Below are 16,373 nucleotides of genomic sequence, written 5' to 3' on the forward strand. Positions count from 1 at the left end.
GTGTCGCCGACCCCCACCCCCAGGAGACGAGCATGACGCCGCCGCGCCGGCCCCACCCGCTCCAGAACCAGCCCGGTGAGCGCGACCTCCCGGTCCGACCCTCCTGGCGTGCGCTCGGGCGCGCGCGGCGCGCCGTCGGACTCCCGCCCGCCGCGCCGGCCCTGAACGCCGTCGTCCTCTGCGGCGTCCTCGTCGTCGTGACGGGGGCGATGTTCTGGAACAGCCAGGTCGGCCCCGGTGGCACCGAGAACGGCGTGGCGCAGGCCTGGCGGGACGCCCCGCCGGCGATGCTCGCGATCTGGGCCGGCATCGTCGGCTTCGCGCTGGCGCTGCTCGCCACGGCGCTGGTGGTGGCGTCGCGGCAGCGCCGCTCCTCGTGCGCGCGCAGCGCGCCTACTACGACGTCCGAGGGCTGGGCGCGCCCGACGACGAGCTGCGGCGGGTCCTGCGGGTCGCCGCGCCGTGGGTGCACCGGTTCGGCGGGTGGCCGCTGACCCTCGAGGTGTTCCCGCTCGCGGACGGGCTGACCCCGCGGCAGCGCCGCGCCGTCGCCATCCTGTCCCCGGGCACGGCCGAGGACCACCGCAACGACCTCGCCGCCTCGTGGGGCGTCGCGCACCGCACGGACCTGCTGACGCAGATCGACGAGGGCCTCGCGACAGGTGTGCACTCCGCCGCCTTCGCCGCGGCCGGCCGTTTCGGCGAGCCCGCGATCCTCGAGCAGATCGCCGCGACCACCGACGTCCCCCTCGACGACCTGGTCGACCTCGTCAACCCGCGCGCCGACGGGGTGCCGCAGCTGCTGTGGGGCTGGGACCTAATCCGACTGCACACCATCCTGCGCTCGGGCGTGTCCGCGGGCTACGTCGACCCCGCGACGGCGCTCCCCCGCCTTCACCGCATCGCCGACCTCGTCACCACCCTCTTCCCCACCGAGGAGTCGCTGGTGCGCAACCTCCTCGTGGGGCACGCGTTCTGGGCCGGGCTCGAAGGTCGTGCCGAGACGCGCAGCCGCGTCGCGCTGGCGCAGGAGGACCTCGCGGGCGAGTGGCCGCGCACCCTCGGGCCGTGGCCCGCGCCGCCCGCCGGCGGTGTCGAGCTGGTGCCGCCAATGGCGGACGGGTTCGCGACGGCGTGAGTCGCCGCCCCGCTCAGCCCCGCTGCTGAGCGCCTCCGCGATCGCGGCGACCGCCGTCGGGTAGCGCTCCGGCTCGGGCCCGGAGTAGGTGAGCCGGACGTGCGGCCCCGAGGGCTCGGCGGCCGCAATGCCCCGAGAAGACCGTCGCGGCGGATGCGCAACCGAGGACCCACAGCTCATGAGGCGCCGCGGCTCTCCTGTCGCGGCGCGACGAGTTGGACTGATCGATACCGATGCGCAACCGGAGCACCGCACAACGGCGACAACCCCGCCAAACACGCGCCGGGCGGGGCCTTCTCGCCCCTGCCAGTCGCTACGTCGTCAGAGACCGAGAACTCGGTAGGTCTCCGCCCCGAACCCAGCCGCCTTGTGCGCCTTCAGCACGTCGAGCGCAGCATCTCTGCTTCCGACGAGATCTGCTACCAGAGCGATAGCTTCGTCCAGGTCGATCGCCGCGGGGGACTGAGCGAGCTCCAAGACCGGGAACTGTTCCAACATCCGGGAGTTCCGCACTCTGCTGGGCGTCTCGCCCCGCGACCGCGCTGCAATACACGCGAGGACGAGGTTCAACGCCGCTCTACGCTCCCCTGCCACTTCGCGACGCGCCATCTCAGACTCGAAAGGCAAGTCCTCATGAAAATTCACACTGAGTATGACCGACGTCAGAAGGGCACGGAGCTCCTCGACCTGCTTCTCCAGCCGCTCGATCCGCCGATCACTCATACACGGCCACCTCCCCCGCCGCTACAGAACAAGCCACAGAGCACCCTCGACCGCGTTGGCAATGACGTTGGCAGTTCCGTGGCCAAGAGAGTCCTTGAGTCCGTTATACACCGCAGATCTAACCTGGTGAGTCGCGAGATCGGGCAGATTTGCAACGTCTTCGATGACGTCGGCAACCTCGCTGGAATTGTTCTTCAGAGCCGCCCGCGCTCCGTCATCTAGCCAGTCGTCTGCGACCCTGACGAAAGCGTCGGCCCCGCCGCGAACGAGGCCGGCAACCCCGCGCAGCGCCTGCTTGACGACCCAGCTCTTCACCCCGAGCGGCTGCACCTCTGCGCCCGCTCGCACCGGCGTCCGCGAATCTAGCTGGGCCGCGGCCGTATGGCCATGGCCCACGCCCTGTGCCCTCATCTCCACCGGCGCACTAGCGGCAGCCGGCTGCACCCACAGCAAACCCCCGACAGTCACCATGGCGGCGCCGATGATCATCCGCGCCCGGCCTCTGAAACGGCCGACCCTCACGTACGATGTGCCAATCATGACAATCCCCCTCCCGTCGCCGTCTCAGCATTCTCCGAATGGATGAGCTGGACCCTGCAGGCCGCCTTCTAGCAAAGGCCTCGAGTTCCCGTAGCGCATTTCAACGAAGCGCCCCAAGCCTCCGCCACCAAGACGCTAGCACGATATTTGGACGGACGCCAGAAACCCGCAGACGGTTCTTCTCAAAACAGTTCTCGCCGGGCACTTCCCAGCGCATCCGGCCGCTACCCCATGCCCTCGTCGGCGAACGCGGTCAAGTCAAAACCCTCCCGGTCCCGTACCGACGCCCGACTCACTCCGATAGCCGAGGCTCAGCGCGTCTGGCGCAACGGCCGCGCCGCCTCGAGCGGTGCTGTCCACCGCGCCCGTCCGGTAAGCAAGCGGCCGTGGCTACCGCCGGCGGGGTCGAGCTGGTGCCGCCGACGGGCGGACGGGTTCACGACGGCGTGAGTCGCCGCGGCGCTCAGCCCCGCTGCTCCCGCAGCGCCTCCGCGATCGCGGCGACCGCGCTCGGGTAGCGCTCCGGCTCGGGCCCCGAGTAGGTGAGCCTGATGTGCGGCCCCGAGGGCTCGGCCGGGAACCACTCGTCGCCCGGTGCGATGAGCACGCGCCGCGCAGCTGCCGCCCGGGTCAGCTTCTCCAGGTCGGTGCCCTCGGGCAGCCGGACCCACAGGCTGAGGCCGCCGGTGGGCACGTGGTCGACCGCCGCCTCGGGCAGGTGCGTCCGCAGCGCGGCGAGCAGACCGTCGCGGCGGGCGCGCAGCCGCGGGCCCAGGGCGCGCAGGTGGGTGCGCCAGGCGGGCTGGGTCACGACGTCGAGCGCCGCCGCCTGCAGCACCCCGCTGACGTACATGGTCCCCGCGGCGAGGTCCGCCTCGATGCGGTCGCGCGCCGGACCGCGCGCGATGACCGCACCGACCCGCACGGCCGGGGACAGGCTCTTGGTGAGCGAGCGCAGGTGGATGACGTGACCGCCGTCGTCCATCCGGGCGAGCGGACGGGCCTGCGCGTCGATGCCGAAGTCGTGCGCCCAGTCGTCCTCGACGAGGAACGCCGAGCGGGCGCGCACGACGTCGAGCACCGCCCGCGCACGGTCGTCGCTCCACCGCGCCCCGTGCGGGTTGGACCACGTCGGCTGCGCGTAGAAGGCCCGGGCCCCGGTGCGGTCCATCGCGCTCGCGACCTCCTCGGGGTCGGGCCCGTGCGGACCGCTGGGCACGGGCACGAGCTCGACACCGGCCTGCGCCGCGGCGACGACGGCACCCCAGTAGGTCGGCGACTCGACCACGAGCGGCCGGTCGCGCCCGACGATCGCGCGGAAGATCGCGCTCAGACCGCTCTGGCTGCCGGGGAGGACGAGGACGTCGCGGGCCGAGACCGGGGAGGCGGCGGTGCCGAAGCCGCCGTCCCCGGCGAGATCCGCCGCGAACCACGCGCGCAGCTCGAGCAGGCCCGCCGCGGGTGCGCGGCGCACCGACGCCTCCGAGCGCGCGGCGCGCGCCAGCGCCGCCCGGACCGCGGCGGCGGGCAGCAGGTCGCTCACGGGGTAGCCCGAGTGCAGCGCGACGGCGTCGGGATCCGCCGAGCGCTGCGTCGGCGACGCGCGCGGGTAGCGCACGTGGGGCGCGCCGAGCGCGGCGCTCTGCCAGCCGAGGTCGACCGGACCGCGGGGCGCACGACGGCGCACGAACGTGCCCACGCCCGGCCGGCTCTCGACCAGTCCGGCCGCGGCGAGCCGGTGCAGCACCTTCTGCACCGTGACCGGGCTCGCCCCGTGGCGGGCGCTCAGGGTGCGGCTCGAGGGCAGCCTGGTCCCCGCCGGCGCGGCCGCGACCCAGGCAGCGAGCTCGGCGTGGATCCGGTCGCTGCTACCGTTGGTCATGACGGCCAATGATAGCGCTACTGCGGTCCGAACCAGCCCGCTACCGACAGCCCCGCCGGCCGCGACCGGGCTCGGGTGGGGCCTGCTCGGCGTCCTCGCCTTCTCCTTCACCCTCCCCTCACGCGCATCGCGGTCGCCTCGCTCGACCCGGTGTTCGTCGGGTCGGCGCGCGCTGTCGTCGCCGCCGCGCTGGCGGGCCTCGCGCTCGCGATCACCCGGCAGCGGCGACCCTCACGCACCCAGGCGCTGCGACTCGCGGCCGTGGCGGGCGGCGTCGTCCTGGGGTTCCCGCTCCTGACGTCGCTCGCGCTCACGACGGCGCCGGCCGGCCACGGGGCCGTCGTCGTCGGGCTGCTCCCGGTCGCGACGGCAGCGGCCGTCGTCGTGCGCACCGGCGAGCGCCCGGGCCGGGCGTTCTGGGTGCTCGCCGGCCTCGGCGCACTCGCGGGCACCGCCTTCGCGGCGCTGCAGTCCGGGGGCGGGCTGCACCTGGCGCCGTCGGACCTCCTGCTCCTGGGCGCGGTGCTCGCCGGGGCCGTCGGGTACGCCGAGGGCGGGCTGCTCGCGCGCGAGCTGGGGTCGTGGCAGACCGTCTCGTGGGCGCTCGTGCTCGCGGCGCCGGTGACGATCGCCGTCGCGAGCGCCTCGGCCGTCCACGAGGCGCCGGTCGCGGGTCCGCAGGCGTGGGCGGCGTTCGCCTACCTCGCGGCGGTGAGCATGTTCCTGGGGTTCTTCGCGTGGTACCGGGGCCTCGCGATCGGCCCGATGGCCCAGGTCAGCCAGGTGCAGCTCGTGCAGCCGGTGCTGAGCTTCGCGTGGGCCGGCCTCATCCTGCACGAGCACATCGGGTGGCCGACGGCGCTGGGCGGCCTGGTCGTCGTCGTCCTCGCGGGGGCGTCTGTGCGGACGCGGCTGCGGCGCGCCGAGAGGCCCGGACGAGGGGGCGCCTCCTCGTCGCGCCTCCCGGGGCGTACGGGCGGATGATGGGGCGATGCGCGTCAACGTCGTGGTGAGCGGTCGGGTGCAGGGTGTCGGTTTCCGGTGGAGCACGGTGAGCGAGGCAGAACGGCTCGGGCTGGCAGGGTGGGTGCGCAACCTCGCCGACGGCACGGTGGAGGCCGAGGTCGAGGGTCCGGAGGACGCCGTCGCGGCGATGGTCGCGTGGCTGCACCACGGGCCCGACGCGGCGGAGGTCGCGGGTGCGCAGGTGCACGACGTTCCGCCGACCGGCCGGGACGGGTTCGAGCAGCTCTGAGGCCACGCTCCGCGCCGCCGGCGGCGTCAGCCCCGCAGGCCCTCGAGCACCTCCAGCGTGGTGCGCCAGGCCGGGCTGCCGGGGTCGATCACCACGAAGTGGTCCCCCTCGACCTCGACCAGCTCGGCGTCGGCGCCCGCCGCGCTCGCCGCCCGCACGTAGTCGGCGGACTGACGCAGCGGCACGATCGTGTCCGCGCGCCCGTGCACGGCGCGCACCGGCACGTCCAGGGGCAGCTGCATCGTCGGGTCGGTGAGCGGGTAGCGATCGGCGAACGCGGTCGAGTCCGGCCCGCCCCCGATCAGGTCCGTGACGGCGCTGCCCCCGACGCCGTCGCGCACCGCGCCCGCGAGGTCGAGCACGCCGGCCTGCGGCACCGCGGCCGTGACGACGACGGCGGGATCGCCCCAGCCCGCAGCTCGCTCACCCGCGTCACCGTCACCGCCCGTCGGCAGCGCCGCCCGCCCCGCGGCCCACACCGCGAGGTGCCCGCCGGCCGAGTGGCCCAGCGTGATGACGGTGCCGAGGTCGAGGTCGGGCACCTGCGCGAGCGCGTCGATCCCCGCGGCGACGTCGTCGAACGTGGCCGGGTAGCCGCCGCCACCGCCCACGCGGCGGTACTCCAGGTTCCACGCCACCCAGCCCTGCTCGGCGAGCGAGGCCGCGAGCGGTCGGCCGAGCGACGCGTCGTACTGCGCACGCCAGAAGCCGCCGTGGATCACGACGACGACGCCCTTGGCTGCGCCCTCGGGAAGCGTCAGCTCGGCGTACTGCGAGGGGTCGTCGCCGTAGTCGATGCGCACCGGCTCGAGGGCGACGGCGTCGCCCGGGTCACCCGGGGCGGCGGCACGCGGCGCGCACGCCGCCAGACCGCCGACACCCGCGAGGCCGAGGAGGGTCAGGAGGCGACGGCGGTTCATCCCCCACCCAAGCCGACGACGCCGTCGCGCGCCAGACGGGTGAGCACCCGGGGTGGTGGACCACCGGATCCGCCCACCACCCCGGCCGCCGCGCCTGCTAGCGTCACGCGTTCCGCGCGGCCCGCGTCAATCGAAGCACCCGCATCGTCCGAGGGGGACCACCATGACCAGCGCCACCACGCCCGAGCGCCGGATCCGCCAGCTCGAGACCCGCGTCCGCGAGCTGGCGGCCGTCGTCCGCGCCGCCGTGTGCGCCGTCGCGGCGGCCGCGCTCGTCGTCGGCCTTCTGGTTCCCCTACCTGACGGTCGAGACGCCCGACCCGGACCGCTCACCCGGGGACGACCGCGAGTACGCGACCGTGTCGCTCCTAAGCTTCGGGTTCCGGATGCTGGGCGGCGACCTCGGTGAGACCACCCCGCCGTTCGCGGTCGGTTACCTTGGCCTCTCGCTCGTCGCGCTCATCGCCGTCGCGGCGCTGTGGCGTGTCGCCTCGGGGGGAACGGTGCCCGTGTGGCTCGTGCGCTCGACCCTGACGCTGCTGGTGATCGGCACCGTGATCGCCACGATCCTCGGCTTCGTCGCGGACGAGGACAGCGAGCGCGCCACGTTCCACGTGACGTTCGCGGTGTTCGTGATCGGCATCGTGCTGACGTTCGTCGCCACCGACCGCCGGATCAGCGAGCTGGGCGCCGAGACCGCAGACCGTCGGGGCTGAGGTCCACGACCCCGCGGCCAGCCACGTGAGCGCCGGATCAGTACCGGTGCGCGACGTCGACCGCGCGCCGCTCGACCACCACCGCCATCTGCGTCCACTCGCTCGCGCTGCTGAACAGGCCGAGCACGACGTCGTCGCCCAGGTCCCACAGGTCGACCTCGTCCGTGCCGTGCACCTCGACGATGTTGGCCGCGCGCGAGCCGTCCACGTGCGGCGCCGTGCGCGGCTCGCCCCACCGGGCCACGAGCGCCGCGCGCACCGCCGCGATGGTCGGCGCGACGAGCGGCGCGTGCTCCGCCGTCACCCCACCGGACGGCTCGATCACCGTGAGCTCGTGCCCCCACGGGACCGACGTCAACGAGATGCCCTGGCGCCGGCCGAACTTCACCCCCGTGATGCGGGGCTCGTCGACGAGCTCCTCCAGCGCGGCGACGACGGCGGCGGGGTCGACGTCCGGAGCGGCCGTCGGGCCCGGTTCGGCGGTGAAGCGCGACTCGCGAACCTCCTCGCCCTTCACCTCGGCCACCCAGGCGGCGAACGGATCGGGGTCGCGCACGCTCCAGTGCGCCGGGACCTCGACGTCGAGCTCCGCCTCGACCCATGCGCGGAAGTCCGCGAGCGCCGCGACGGACTCGCCGTCCTCCTCCTCGTCCGGCTCCTCCTCGATGGCCCAGTCGCGCAGCTCGAGGTAGCCGATCGCGACGAGGCGGAGGAAGTCGACGGCGTCGTCGGCGAGCAGGGAGCGCTCGCCCTCGGACCCGAGCATCACGACTCGTACGGCGCCGGCGTCGTCCGGGTCGAGCCACAGCGCCGCGAAGCTGCCGGTCCCGTCCGTCTGGCACAGGGGCACCAGTCGGTCGTGCCCGGGCTCGCCCGGCTCGAACCAGCCCGCGAGCGTGAGCGACGGCGAGAACACGACGCCCAGCTCGGCGCTGCCGGCGTACGGCGTCAGCACGTACCCGCCGGCGGTCTCGTGCCCCCACCCCCGCGACTCCATGAAGTCCCACGCGCGCAGCAGCGGCTCGGGGAGGGCGAGGCCCGGCGGGAGGGACGGCGTCATCAGATCGGCGAGGCGCGACATGCCCCGATCGTGCCAGCGCCGCCGCCCCCGCGGGGGTTCGGGACTCAAGCGTCGGCGAGCACCACGAGCTCCTGCGTCGCGCGCGTCATGGCGACGTAGCGGTCGACGGCGGAGGTCGCGCCGTCGTCGCCGTCACCCACGAGCACGACGAGGTCGAACTCGAGGCCCTTGGCGAGCTCCGGCGTCAGGACGGACACGCGGGAGTCGTCGACGCCGTCGGGCAGCGCGAGCGCCGTGCCCGCCGCACCCGCGCCACCCGACGCGATCACGCACGCGACGCCGTCGGGACGCCCCGCGAACCACGCCTGGAGCACCCCGCCCAGCTCGGCCACCTGCCCGAACCGCACCGGCACCCCGGACTCGCGCACCGACGTCGGCACGTTGGCGTCCGGCAGCACCGCGCGGATCACCGGCGCAGCCTGCGCCATCACCTCCGACGGCGTGCGGTAGTTCACGCGCAGCGTCGCCTCCCGGACCCGCGTGAGGCCCACGCGGGCCAGCCGCTCGTGCCAGGTGCCGTCGAACCCGTGGCGCGCCTGCGCGCGGTCCCCGACGATCGTGAGACTGCGGGTGGGGCAGCGCGCGAGGATCATCGACCACTCGGCATCGGTCAGCTCCTGCGCCTCGTCGACCACCACGTGCGCGAACGGGCCGGCGAGCTCGTCACCCCGCGGGTGGTGGCCGTCGGTGTCGTCGGCGTCGCCGTCGAGAGAGCTGCGCAGGTCCTCGACGCGGAGCATCGACATGATCATCATCTCGCTGTCGTCGGAGGCGACGAGCTCCTCGGTCACCCGCGCGCGGTAGTCGCGGTCGGCCGCCGTCGCCGCCTCCCGCGCGCGCCGGCGCCGTTCGGCGTCGCGGTCCCCCAGCCGGCGCCGCGCGGCGTCCAGCAGCGGGAGGTCGGCGGTGGTCCAGGAGTGCGGGTCGGGGCGCTGCAGGGCGGCGATCTCGGCGGGCGTCAGCGACGGCGCGCACCGCTCGAGGTAGGCCGGGACCGTCCACAGGTCGCCGACCAGGTCCTCGGCCTCAAGCAGCGGCCAGGCGCGCGCGAGGGTGTCGCGCAGCTCGGCGTCGCCCTGCAGGACGCGCTCGAGCGCCGCCCGCGGGACCTCGGGGGTCTCGGCGTCGTCACCGCCGTCGTCGAGCCCACCGTCCCCGTCACCCAGGTGCTCGGCGAGCTGGTCGGCCAGGACGCCCACGATCGCGTCCCACACCTGGGCGCGCGCCTCGTTGTGGGGCGTCCCGGGTTCGGGCGCGGCGAACGCCTCCGCCCAGTCCTCGCGCGTCAGCCGGAGGTCGGCCCACGGCGTCGCGACGTCGAACGGGCGCGTCGGCGGCTCCTCGTACAGGGCGACGGCCGGCTCGATCGCCGCCACGAGCGCGGTACGCGCCTTGAGGGCGGCCACGCCCGGATCGCGCTCGACGGCGGCGCGCGCCCCTGCGGCAGCAGATCGCGCAGCGTGCACGTGCGCACGCCGTCCTCGCCCAGCGCCGGCAGGACGTCGGCGACGAAGTCGAGGTAGGGCTGGTGCGGCCCGACGACGAGCACGCCCCCGCGCCCGGCGTCCACCCCGGGTTCGGCGTGCAGGAGGTAGGCGGCCCGGTGCAGCGCGACCACCGTCTTGCCGGTGCCCGGTCCGCCGTCGACGACGAGCGCCCCGGGCGACGGTGCGCGCACGGGCGGGCAGGTCGGGGCGTGGGAGGGACGGCGGGTCGGACGGGCGCTCGGAGGGCGTGGCGGGGGTCGCTGAGGCTGGCACGATCGAGGATTCTGCGCCGGTCCAGGGGCCTTGCCGCAAGCCCCCACCTGCGCTGTACCTTGGAAAGGGCCGGGACGACGGCGAGCTCACACCGCCCGGGCACGCACCACGATCAGCGGCGAGGACGCCGCGTCGAAGCTCCCGCCCACGAAGTCGCCCCGCACCTCCTCGACCGCGAACCCTGCCCCGGCCAGCTGCCGCTCCAGCAGTGCGACGTCGCGGAACACCAGCTCGCCGGACTCGACCACGTGCTCACCACCCACCTCGAACACGTTGTGCGCGTCGAGGCGGATCCGGGTGCCGGCGGCGCCCTCCTCGAGGACGGTCGTCGTCATCCACTCGCGCAGGTCGCCGTGGGAGGTCGCGCGGGTCGACGGCGGCTGCGCCGCCCACGCCTCCCACGCGTGTCGCGCGGGGTTGCGGCTCTCGAACGCGAGGGTCGCGCCGTCGCGCACCGCACCGCGGAGGTCGGCGAGCGTGCGCTCCCACGCCGGGTCGGTGATGTGCTGCGCGACGTTCCCTGTCATGACGGCGTAGTCGGCGGGGCGGACGGGGCCGCCGGGCTGGGCGGGGCCGCCGGGGCGGTCGGAGCCGCCGGGCTGGGCGGAGCCGGCGGTGTGGCGGGTGCCGATCGGGTCGGCGAGTACGCGCGAGTCACCCTCCACCCAGGTGACCCGCTCCCCACCGGGGCGGCGTCGCGCGACGGCGAGCATCGCCGTCGACGGATCGACGCCGATCACCTCGCGACCGGGCCGCGCGAACGAGACGGTCAGCATGCCGGTGCCGCACCCGAGGTCGAGGATGCGGCGGGCGTCGATCTCGTCGGCGAGCGCGCGGTAGTGGTCGTGATCGGGTCCGTCGGGGTTGTCGAGGTCGTACAGGTCCACCAGGCGCGGGTCGTCGAAGCTCATCGGGGCGAGGCTAGGCCGACGCTTCCCGTTCCGCCCGATCTTTTCGCCGGCCGCCCCCACGGCGGACACATCGACTGCTGCACCGCACGCGGTCACCCGATCGACTGCTGCACCACCCGCGGATAGCAGTCGGTATCCGCGGGTGGTGCAGCAGTCGACGACCGACGGTGACCGCACCCACGAACACCCGATCGACTGTTGCCTCCCGCATGGATAGCGGATCGAGTGTTGCGTCCGGCACGGATACCCACCCGTATCCGTGCGGGGCGCAACACTCGATCCCGGCCGCCGACCGTCACTGCGGTCGGCGCCGGTCAACACCGTCCGCATCGCGCGGTACGGCGACCACCTGAACCGCATCAGAGAAGACGATCCGGCCCGGATCGTGCGTCTCCACCCTCCGACATGCGACGCCGTGTCTGGCGAGCAGCAGCAGGTAGGGCCGGACGGCGGCCACGAGGTGGCCCGCCGCCGGTCCGAACCACGCGGCCGCCCGCGGATCGGAGTAGGCGTCGGCCGGAGGATGCGGGTAGGCGTGGTCGAACCAGTCGTTACCCGCCCGCCACACGCCCCACTCGTCCGAGGCCAGCCGCCCCGCTCGCGCCAACCCGTTCGCCAGGGCGAACACTCCGACGCGTCGCCCGCGCGCGTCGAGCTCCGGGGTCTCGAAGCGGGTGTACACCCCGCGAGGGTAGCGACGACGCCACCGCCCCCACGACGCCCCCGCCACCTGACACGATGGCCGGATGCGCGCGACTCCTCCCGACCGCACCGGCTCGACCGTCGTCGTCACCGGGGGCACCGGCGGTCTCGGCTACTTCACGGCCGAGCGCCTCGCCTCGACGGGCGCGCACGTCGTCATCACCGCGCGCGACGGCGAGCGCGGCCGCCGCGCCGCCGCCTCGATCGCGCGGCACGTGCCGGGGGCGAGCGTCGACGTCGTCGCCCTCGACCTCACCGATCCCGACTCCGTCGCCGCGGCCGCCGACGTGCTCACCGCCCTCGACCGCATCGACGCGCTCGTCCTCAACGCCGGCTCCACGCAGCCGCCGCGCGAGCGCACCCTCACCGCGGACGGCATCGAGGTGACGATGGCGGCGAACGTCGTGGGGCACGCGGCGCTCGTCGGACACCTGTGGCCCACCCTCACCGCCGACCGCACGTCCACGGGCCCGACGACGCCACCCGCCACCCCGCCGGTCCGCATCGTCGGTCTCGGCAGCCTCGCCACGCGCATCGTCGGCTTCGACGTCGCGGCTCTCGTCGCCGATCACGCCTACCACCCGTTCGCGACCTACGCGCGGACGAAGCACGTGGTGCACGCCTTCATCAGCGAGCTCGCCCGACGCGACTGCGGCGCCGGGGTGCAGGCGCTGCTCGCGCACCCGGGCTACGCCGTCGACGCCCTCTCGCCCGCCCGGCCTGGGATCGTCGTCCCGGGGCGGTTCGAGCGCCTCCCGATCGCCCAGGGCAAGCACGACGGCGCGCGCCCCACCCTGCGCGCCGTCCTCGACCCGAGCCTGCCCGACGGCGCGATGGTCGGCCCGCGCTGGACCACGCGGGGCGCCCCGGTGCTCACCACGCCCGTCGCCTCGAGCACGACGCCGGAGGCCGGCGCCGCCGTGTGGGACCTGCTGTCGGGGTGGACCCGCGGCGCGCTCCCGCGCACCCTGCCGGTCCCGACCCGCTGACGCGCGGACCCGCGGGTCGGCGGTCGCGGGTCAGCGGGTCGGTGGGTCAGTGGGTCACGACGTCGCCGTCGCCCCCTGCACGACACCGTCGAACCGGCGGAGGAACGCCGCCGTCGCATCGCGGGCGATCGGTGCGAGCGGCTGGAAGACGCTCGTGCCGTCGTTGCCCACCCACCCCGTGGCGACGCCGTTCTGGGTGAGCCAGACGATCTCGTCGTAGTACGCCACCCCCGGTGCGACGTCGGTGAACGGCGACGCCGCGGGCGGCGTCACCGCAGGTCGGCCGGCGGCGCGATGGAGGAACGCCGCCATCGCGTCACGTCCGATCGGATCCAGCGGGCGGAAGTGCGGCTTCTCCCCCGCGCCGCCCGGCCAGCCGGTCGCGATCCCCTGCGCCGACAGCCACGTGATCTCGCGGTAGAACTGGTCACCCGGCGCGACATCGGCGAAGGGGGACTCGGTGGGCGCCGTGTACGCGTCGTCACCGATCAGCCGGAACAGGAACGCGGCCATCGCGTCACGCGCGACGGGTTCCAGCGGACGGAACTCCGCCGTCCCGTCGGGCAGCGGCCATCCCGTTGCGATCCCGGTCTCGACCAGCCAGGCGATGTCCTGGCCGAAGAGCGCGTCCGGACCGACATCGACGAACGGGGCCGAGGACGGCAGGCCGGGAGCCACCTCGACCTCCATGAGGTTCAGCGGTACACCGGCAGCACCGAGCTGGACCCGCACGTGCTTCCCCTGCGCCCCGTCGGGCAGCTCGACCACGCTCCCCGACGGCGCCGCGTCCACGCGTCCCTCGAACGGAACCGTCACGACACCGTCGGCCGCGAGCTCGTCGGCCGTCAGCGGGCGCGCGGGGAAGGGCTCGGAGGACACCGACACCGTGAGGTCGGCCAGCCGCTCGGTGCAGCAGTCCTCGCGGTTGAAGAGGCGAACCTCGCCGAGGTCGGTGACGTCCTCGAGATCGACCTCCCACCAGGCGACACCCTGGTCCTCGTCAGCCGTGCTGGCCAGGCCGCTGGTCCGGCTGCCGTCGACCGCGCGTGCCGCACCGTTGTCCGAACCCGGCTCGGTGTACGTGGTGGACTGACGTGCCGGTCGCCCCTCCGCGAGGTTGAGCTTCGTGGTCGAGACGGGGAAGACCAGCTCCTGGGCCGTCCCGCCGCTGACCTGCACGCGGAGCTGACCGTCACCGGCGCCCACCAGCGGGGTCAGGGAGATCGGGACCTCCACGAACGAGCGGCGATCGATGCGCGGCACCTCGACACGAGGCTGCTCGATCCGCCACCCCGGGGGAGCGGCGAGGTTCAGCTCGAGGTCGTCGACGGCGTCGCCGGACGGGTTGGCCAGCCGCAGCGTGGTCGACGCCGTCGTCCCGGCCGTGGCCTCGACGCTCTCGCTGAGCTCGGCCCGCAGGAGCGGGTCGGTCCCGGGGGTGGAGATGGCGAAGCTGTGGGCGATGTCGTTGGACGGCTCGAGACCGGAGGTGTCGAGCACGATCGCACCGTCCGCCGCGCGGGACCACGGGACCTGGGCGTCCGAGCCGAGCAGGGAGACGGTGGTCGCGGCGGTGAAGGGCAGGTCGCCACCGAGCGTCAGCTCGTCCTCGGGCCAGTCGAGCGCCGTGGCGTAGAGCGTGTCGTCGCCCATCGTGTACCGGACGTCGGTCGCGCTCGCGGGCTCCTCCGCACGCTGCCAGTAGGAGGTCCCATAGATCGCGTCGCCGTTCACCTCGAGCCACTCCCCGACCTGCGCGAGCCGCTCCTGCTGGATCTCGGGGATCGTCCCGTCAGCTCTCGGGCCGATGTTGAGCAGCAGGTTGCCGTTCTTGCTGACGATGTCGACGAGGCTGTCGACGATCTCGTCCGCCGTCTGGTAGTCGGCGTCGGTCTCTCGCTGGTTGTAGCCGTACGACCTCCCGATCCCGCGGCTCGACTCCCACTTGCTGGTCTCGATCTCGCTCCGGACCTCGTACTCGGGCGTCTGGAAGTCCAGCTCCTCGGGATCATCGCGCCCCTGGTCGATCTTGCAGCGGTCGGTGACCACGACCTCCTTGGGCACGTCGCGGTTCTTGGCCTGGTTGTAGAAGTCGGCGACCACGCCGCCCATGTCCCAGGTCGCGGCGTCGACGTCCCACTCCCCGTCGCACCACAGGATGTCCGGGTCGTAGGAGTCGATCAGGTCCTCGATCTGCGGATGCATGTAGTCCGCGACGTAGTCGCTCCCCGCGGGCAGGTCGATCCCGGTGTACGGCAGCTGCTCGCCGGTGTAGGGGTTCGTCCGCTGCTCCGCGTTGGGGGCACCCGCGTGCCACCACTCCAGCAGCGAGTAGTAGAAGCCCGCCTTCAGCCGCCCGTCCTCGCGCACCGCACCCATGAGCTCTCCGGCGAGGTCGCGGCCCGGCCCCCGGTCGACGGTGTCGCGGCCCGTGGGCGAGTCCCACAGCGCGATGCCGTCGTGGTGCTTGCTCGTCAGCACGACGTAGCGCGCTCCGGCGTCGGCGATCGTGTCGACCCACGCGTCCGGATCGAACTGCGCCGGGTCCCAGTCCTCGAGGAACTGGTCGTAGTCGTAGTCCTCGCCGTAGGTGTCGCGGTGGTAGCGGTAGAAGGCACTCTCCGGGTTCGTCATGTACTTGCCGTACCACTCGGCGTAGTTCTCGCCGCCGTGGTCGTCCTCCCCGGCCGCCCAGGCGGGGACCGAGTAGGCACCCCAGTGGATGAAGATGCCGAACTTGGCGTCGTCGAACCACTCCGGCAGGGGGTGGGAGTTGAGCGAGGCGGGGCTCGCGTCGTAGTCGGGGAGTTCGGTGTCGGCCGCTGCGGGTGGCGCTGCGGCGAGCGCGGTCGTCAGCGACAGCGGCAGAGCCGAGGTGATCAGCGCGGCGGTCACCGCCCGGCGCCTCGTCCTCGTGGTGCGTTCGGTCACGGTGGCTCCTCATCGATCGGATGAGGTCCCACGCCGGCGCGCGGGACCGTCGCCCCGGAATCGCCCTTCGACGGGCGTATCGATGCCCGACCCCGTAGCCCCTTGCACGGTCCCCGGGTCGACCGCGACCCGGGTGCGCCCGACGAGCGGGCGACCGCGGTGCAAGGCTACGAGCGAAACGTCCGACGATCAAGCACTTCCGCGCGCCGACGCCGGCCCTGCGATCGAGTCACGCCGACCCGCACCCGGGATCCGCGCCACCCTGCTCCGCCCCCGGCCCGAGCAGCACGCGCCAGATCCAGGCCGCCGCGACGTCGAGCCCCGGCCGCGGCTCCATCGCGATCCAGGCGCCCACGACGGCGACCACCGACCCGGCGATCCCGGCCGCGGCGACGTCGATCGGCATGCCGTCGAAGACCTGGGTGCGCGAGGACTCGATCCCCTCGCGCGCGAGGCCCTGGACGTGCTGCTGCAGCCGCGCCACGGCCACGAGCGAGCCGTGCGGCCCGAACACCCGCGCGTAGACGTCGATGTTTCCCTCGAAGTGCCCGAGGTAGGCCACGATCGCCGCGATCGCGTCGGTCTCGATGAGCTCCATCAGCGGCGGCAGCGCCGCACCGTCCCCCGCGAGGGCGGAGTCGATCGCGTCGGCCAGCAGCGTGTCCTTGTCGGAGTAGTGCTGGTAGAAGCTGCTGCGGTTGACCCCGGCATGCTCGACGATGTCGGCGATCGTCACGTCCTCGAGGTCGCGGGTGCCGAGCAGGTCGAAGAGCGCGCGCTGCAGGCTGTGACGGGTGCGGGCGATCCGAGGGTCCACGGGGTGCA

The 16,373-nt window shown here is 74.0% G+C and carries 15 protein-coding genes and 1 pseudogene; 6 read left to right on the plus strand and 10 right to left on the minus strand.

Annotated features, from left to right (window positions below; genetic code table 11):
• Nucleotides 1–32 precede the first annotated feature (32 nt).
• On the plus strand, nt 33–494 hold the full coding sequence (locus tag QQK22_RS14315) for a hypothetical protein (protein WP_284251636.1): 462 nt from the start codon (nt 33–35) through the stop codon (nt 492–494).
• The gene (locus QQK22_RS14320) at nt 377–1,138 is read left to right on the plus strand and encodes a DUF1266 domain-containing protein (protein WP_284251638.1); all 762 of its coding nucleotides are present in this window, start codon (nt 377–379) and stop codon (nt 1,136–1,138) included. Before QQK22_RS14315 ends, QQK22_RS14320 begins: the two co-directional genes overlap by 118 nt.
• Before the next feature lie 321 nt (nt 1,139–1,459).
• Here the strand turns inward: QQK22_RS14320 and QQK22_RS14325 are convergent, their stop codons facing one another.
• The 3 genes from QQK22_RS14325 to QQK22_RS14335 all read right to left on the minus strand — a co-directional run bounded on the left by QQK22_RS14325 (nt 1,460) and on the right by QQK22_RS14335 (nt 4,283).
• Complete coding sequence (locus tag QQK22_RS14325) at nt 1,460–1,861, minus strand: hypothetical protein (protein WP_284251639.1); 402 nt, start codon at nt 1,859–1,861, stop codon at nt 1,460–1,462.
• Nucleotides 1,862–1,882: 21 nt separating this feature from the next.
• A complete protein-coding gene (locus QQK22_RS14330; protein WP_284251640.1) occupies nt 1,883–2,350 on the minus strand; it encodes a hypothetical protein in 468 nt (155 codons plus the stop codon).
• Between the two features lie 514 nt (nt 2,351–2,864).
• Nucleotides 2,865–4,283, minus strand: coding sequence for an aminotransferase-like domain-containing protein (locus QQK22_RS14335; protein ID WP_284251642.1), 1,419 nt, complete (start codon nt 4,281–4,283; stop codon nt 2,865–2,867).
• On the opposite strand from QQK22_RS14335, the pseudogene QQK22_RS14340 reads away from it, so the two are divergent.
• Together QQK22_RS14340 and QQK22_RS14345 are read left to right on the plus strand one after the other, a co-directional pair.
• Nucleotides 4,282–5,267 (plus strand): annotated as a pseudogene (locus QQK22_RS14340) (DMT family transporter). The gene QQK22_RS14335 and the pseudogene QQK22_RS14340 overlap by 2 nt on opposite strands.
• A 7-nt stretch (nt 5,268–5,274) precedes the next feature.
• Entirely contained in the window at nt 5,275–5,538 is a 264-nt protein-coding gene (locus QQK22_RS14345; protein WP_284251644.1) for an acylphosphatase, read from the plus strand.
• 26 nt (nt 5,539–5,564) lie between these two features.
• On the opposite strand, the gene QQK22_RS14350 is transcribed toward QQK22_RS14345, so the two are convergent.
• Complete coding sequence (locus QQK22_RS14350; RefSeq protein WP_284251646.1) at nt 5,565–6,458, minus strand: alpha/beta hydrolase family protein; 894 nt, start codon at nt 6,456–6,458, stop codon at nt 5,565–5,567.
• Between the two features lie 359 nt (nt 6,459–6,817).
• Here QQK22_RS14350 and QQK22_RS14355 point away from each other — a divergent pair, with 359 nt between their 5' ends.
• Nucleotides 6,818–7,174, plus strand: a complete 357-nt coding sequence (locus tag QQK22_RS14355; RefSeq protein WP_284251647.1) for a hypothetical protein — start codon at nt 6,818–6,820, stop codon at nt 7,172–7,174.
• 37 nt (nt 7,175–7,211) lie between these two features.
• On the opposite strand, the gene QQK22_RS14360 is transcribed toward QQK22_RS14355, so the two are convergent.
• The 4 genes from QQK22_RS14360 to QQK22_RS14375 form a co-directional block, all read right to left on the minus strand.
• Nucleotides 7,212–8,255, minus strand: coding sequence for a hypothetical protein (locus QQK22_RS14360; protein ID WP_284251649.1), 1,044 nt, complete (start codon nt 8,253–8,255; stop codon nt 7,212–7,214).
• A 44-nt stretch (nt 8,256–8,299) separates the two neighbouring features.
• Entirely contained in the window at nt 8,300–9,661 is a 1,362-nt protein-coding gene (locus QQK22_RS14365) for a helicase domain-containing protein (RefSeq protein ID WP_348525598.1), read from the minus strand.
• 440 nt (nt 9,662–10,101) lie between these two features.
• On the minus strand, nt 10,102–10,926 hold the full coding sequence (locus QQK22_RS14370; RefSeq protein ID WP_284251651.1) for a class I SAM-dependent methyltransferase: 825 nt from the start codon (nt 10,924–10,926) through the stop codon (nt 10,102–10,104).
• 295 nt (nt 10,927–11,221) lie between these two features.
• The gene (locus QQK22_RS14375) at nt 11,222–11,608 is read right to left on the minus strand and encodes a hypothetical protein (RefSeq protein WP_284251652.1); all 387 of its coding nucleotides are present in this window, start codon (nt 11,606–11,608) and stop codon (nt 11,222–11,224) included.
• A gap of 64 nt (nt 11,609–11,672) precedes the next feature.
• On the opposite strand from QQK22_RS14375, the gene QQK22_RS14380 reads away from it, so the two are divergent.
• Entirely contained in the window at nt 11,673–12,617 is a 945-nt protein-coding gene (locus tag QQK22_RS14380) for an SDR family NAD(P)-dependent oxidoreductase (protein WP_284251653.1), read from the plus strand.
• A gap of 54 nt (nt 12,618–12,671) precedes the next feature.
• On the opposite strand, the gene QQK22_RS14385 is transcribed toward QQK22_RS14380, so the two are convergent.
• Together QQK22_RS14385 and QQK22_RS14390 are read right to left on the minus strand one after the other, a co-directional pair.
• Nucleotides 12,672–15,548 carry an alpha-L-fucosidase gene (locus QQK22_RS14385; protein WP_284251654.1) on the minus strand — a complete coding sequence of 959 codons (2,877 nt, stop codon included), beginning with the start codon at nt 15,546–15,548 and terminating at the stop codon, nt 12,672–12,674.
• 229 nt (nt 15,549–15,777) lie between these two features.
• Nucleotides 15,778–16,365: a TetR/AcrR family transcriptional regulator gene (locus tag QQK22_RS14390; protein WP_284251655.1), complete on the minus strand. Its 588-nt coding sequence runs from the start codon at nt 16,363–16,365 to the stop codon at nt 15,778–15,780.
• Between the last annotated feature and the right edge of the window lie 8 nt (nt 16,366–16,373).

It is taken from the genome of Litorihabitans aurantiacus (genome assembly GCF_030161595.1).
GTDB lineage: Bacteria > Actinomycetota > Actinomycetes > Actinomycetales > Beutenbergiaceae > Litorihabitans > Litorihabitans aurantiacus.

Coding starts and splice junctions, on each gene's coding strand:
- QQK22_RS14315 (WP_284251636.1), top strand. CDS start 33: ATGACGCCGCCGCGCCGGCCCCACCCGCTCCAGAACCAGCCCGGTGAG.
- QQK22_RS14325 (WP_284251639.1), bottom strand. CDS start 1,861: ATGAGTGATCGGCGGATCGAGCGGCTGGAGAAGCAGGTCGAGGAGCTC.
- QQK22_RS14330 (WP_284251640.1), bottom strand. CDS start 2,350: ATGATCATCGGCGCCGCCATGGTGACTGTCGGGGGTTTGCTGTGGGTG.
- QQK22_RS14335 (WP_284251642.1), bottom strand. CDS start 4,283: ATGACCAACGGTAGCAGCGACCGGATCCACGCCGAGCTCGCTGCCTGG.
- QQK22_RS14345 (WP_284251644.1), top strand. CDS start 5,275: ATGCGCGTCAACGTCGTGGTGAGCGGTCGGGTGCAGGGTGTCGGTTTC.
- QQK22_RS14350 (WP_284251646.1), bottom strand. CDS start 6,458: ATGAACCGCCGTCGCCTCCTGACCCTCCTCGGCCTCGCGGGTGTCGGC.
- QQK22_RS14360 (WP_284251649.1), bottom strand. CDS start 8,255: ATGTCGCGCCTCGCCGATCTGATGACGCCGTCCCTCCCGCCGGGCCTC.
- QQK22_RS14370 (WP_284251651.1), bottom strand. CDS start 10,926: ATGAGCTTCGACGACCCGCGCCTGGTGGACCTGTACGACCTCGACAAC.
- QQK22_RS14380 (WP_284251653.1), top strand. CDS start 11,673: ATGCGCGCGACTCCTCCCGACCGCACCGGCTCGACCGTCGTCGTCACC.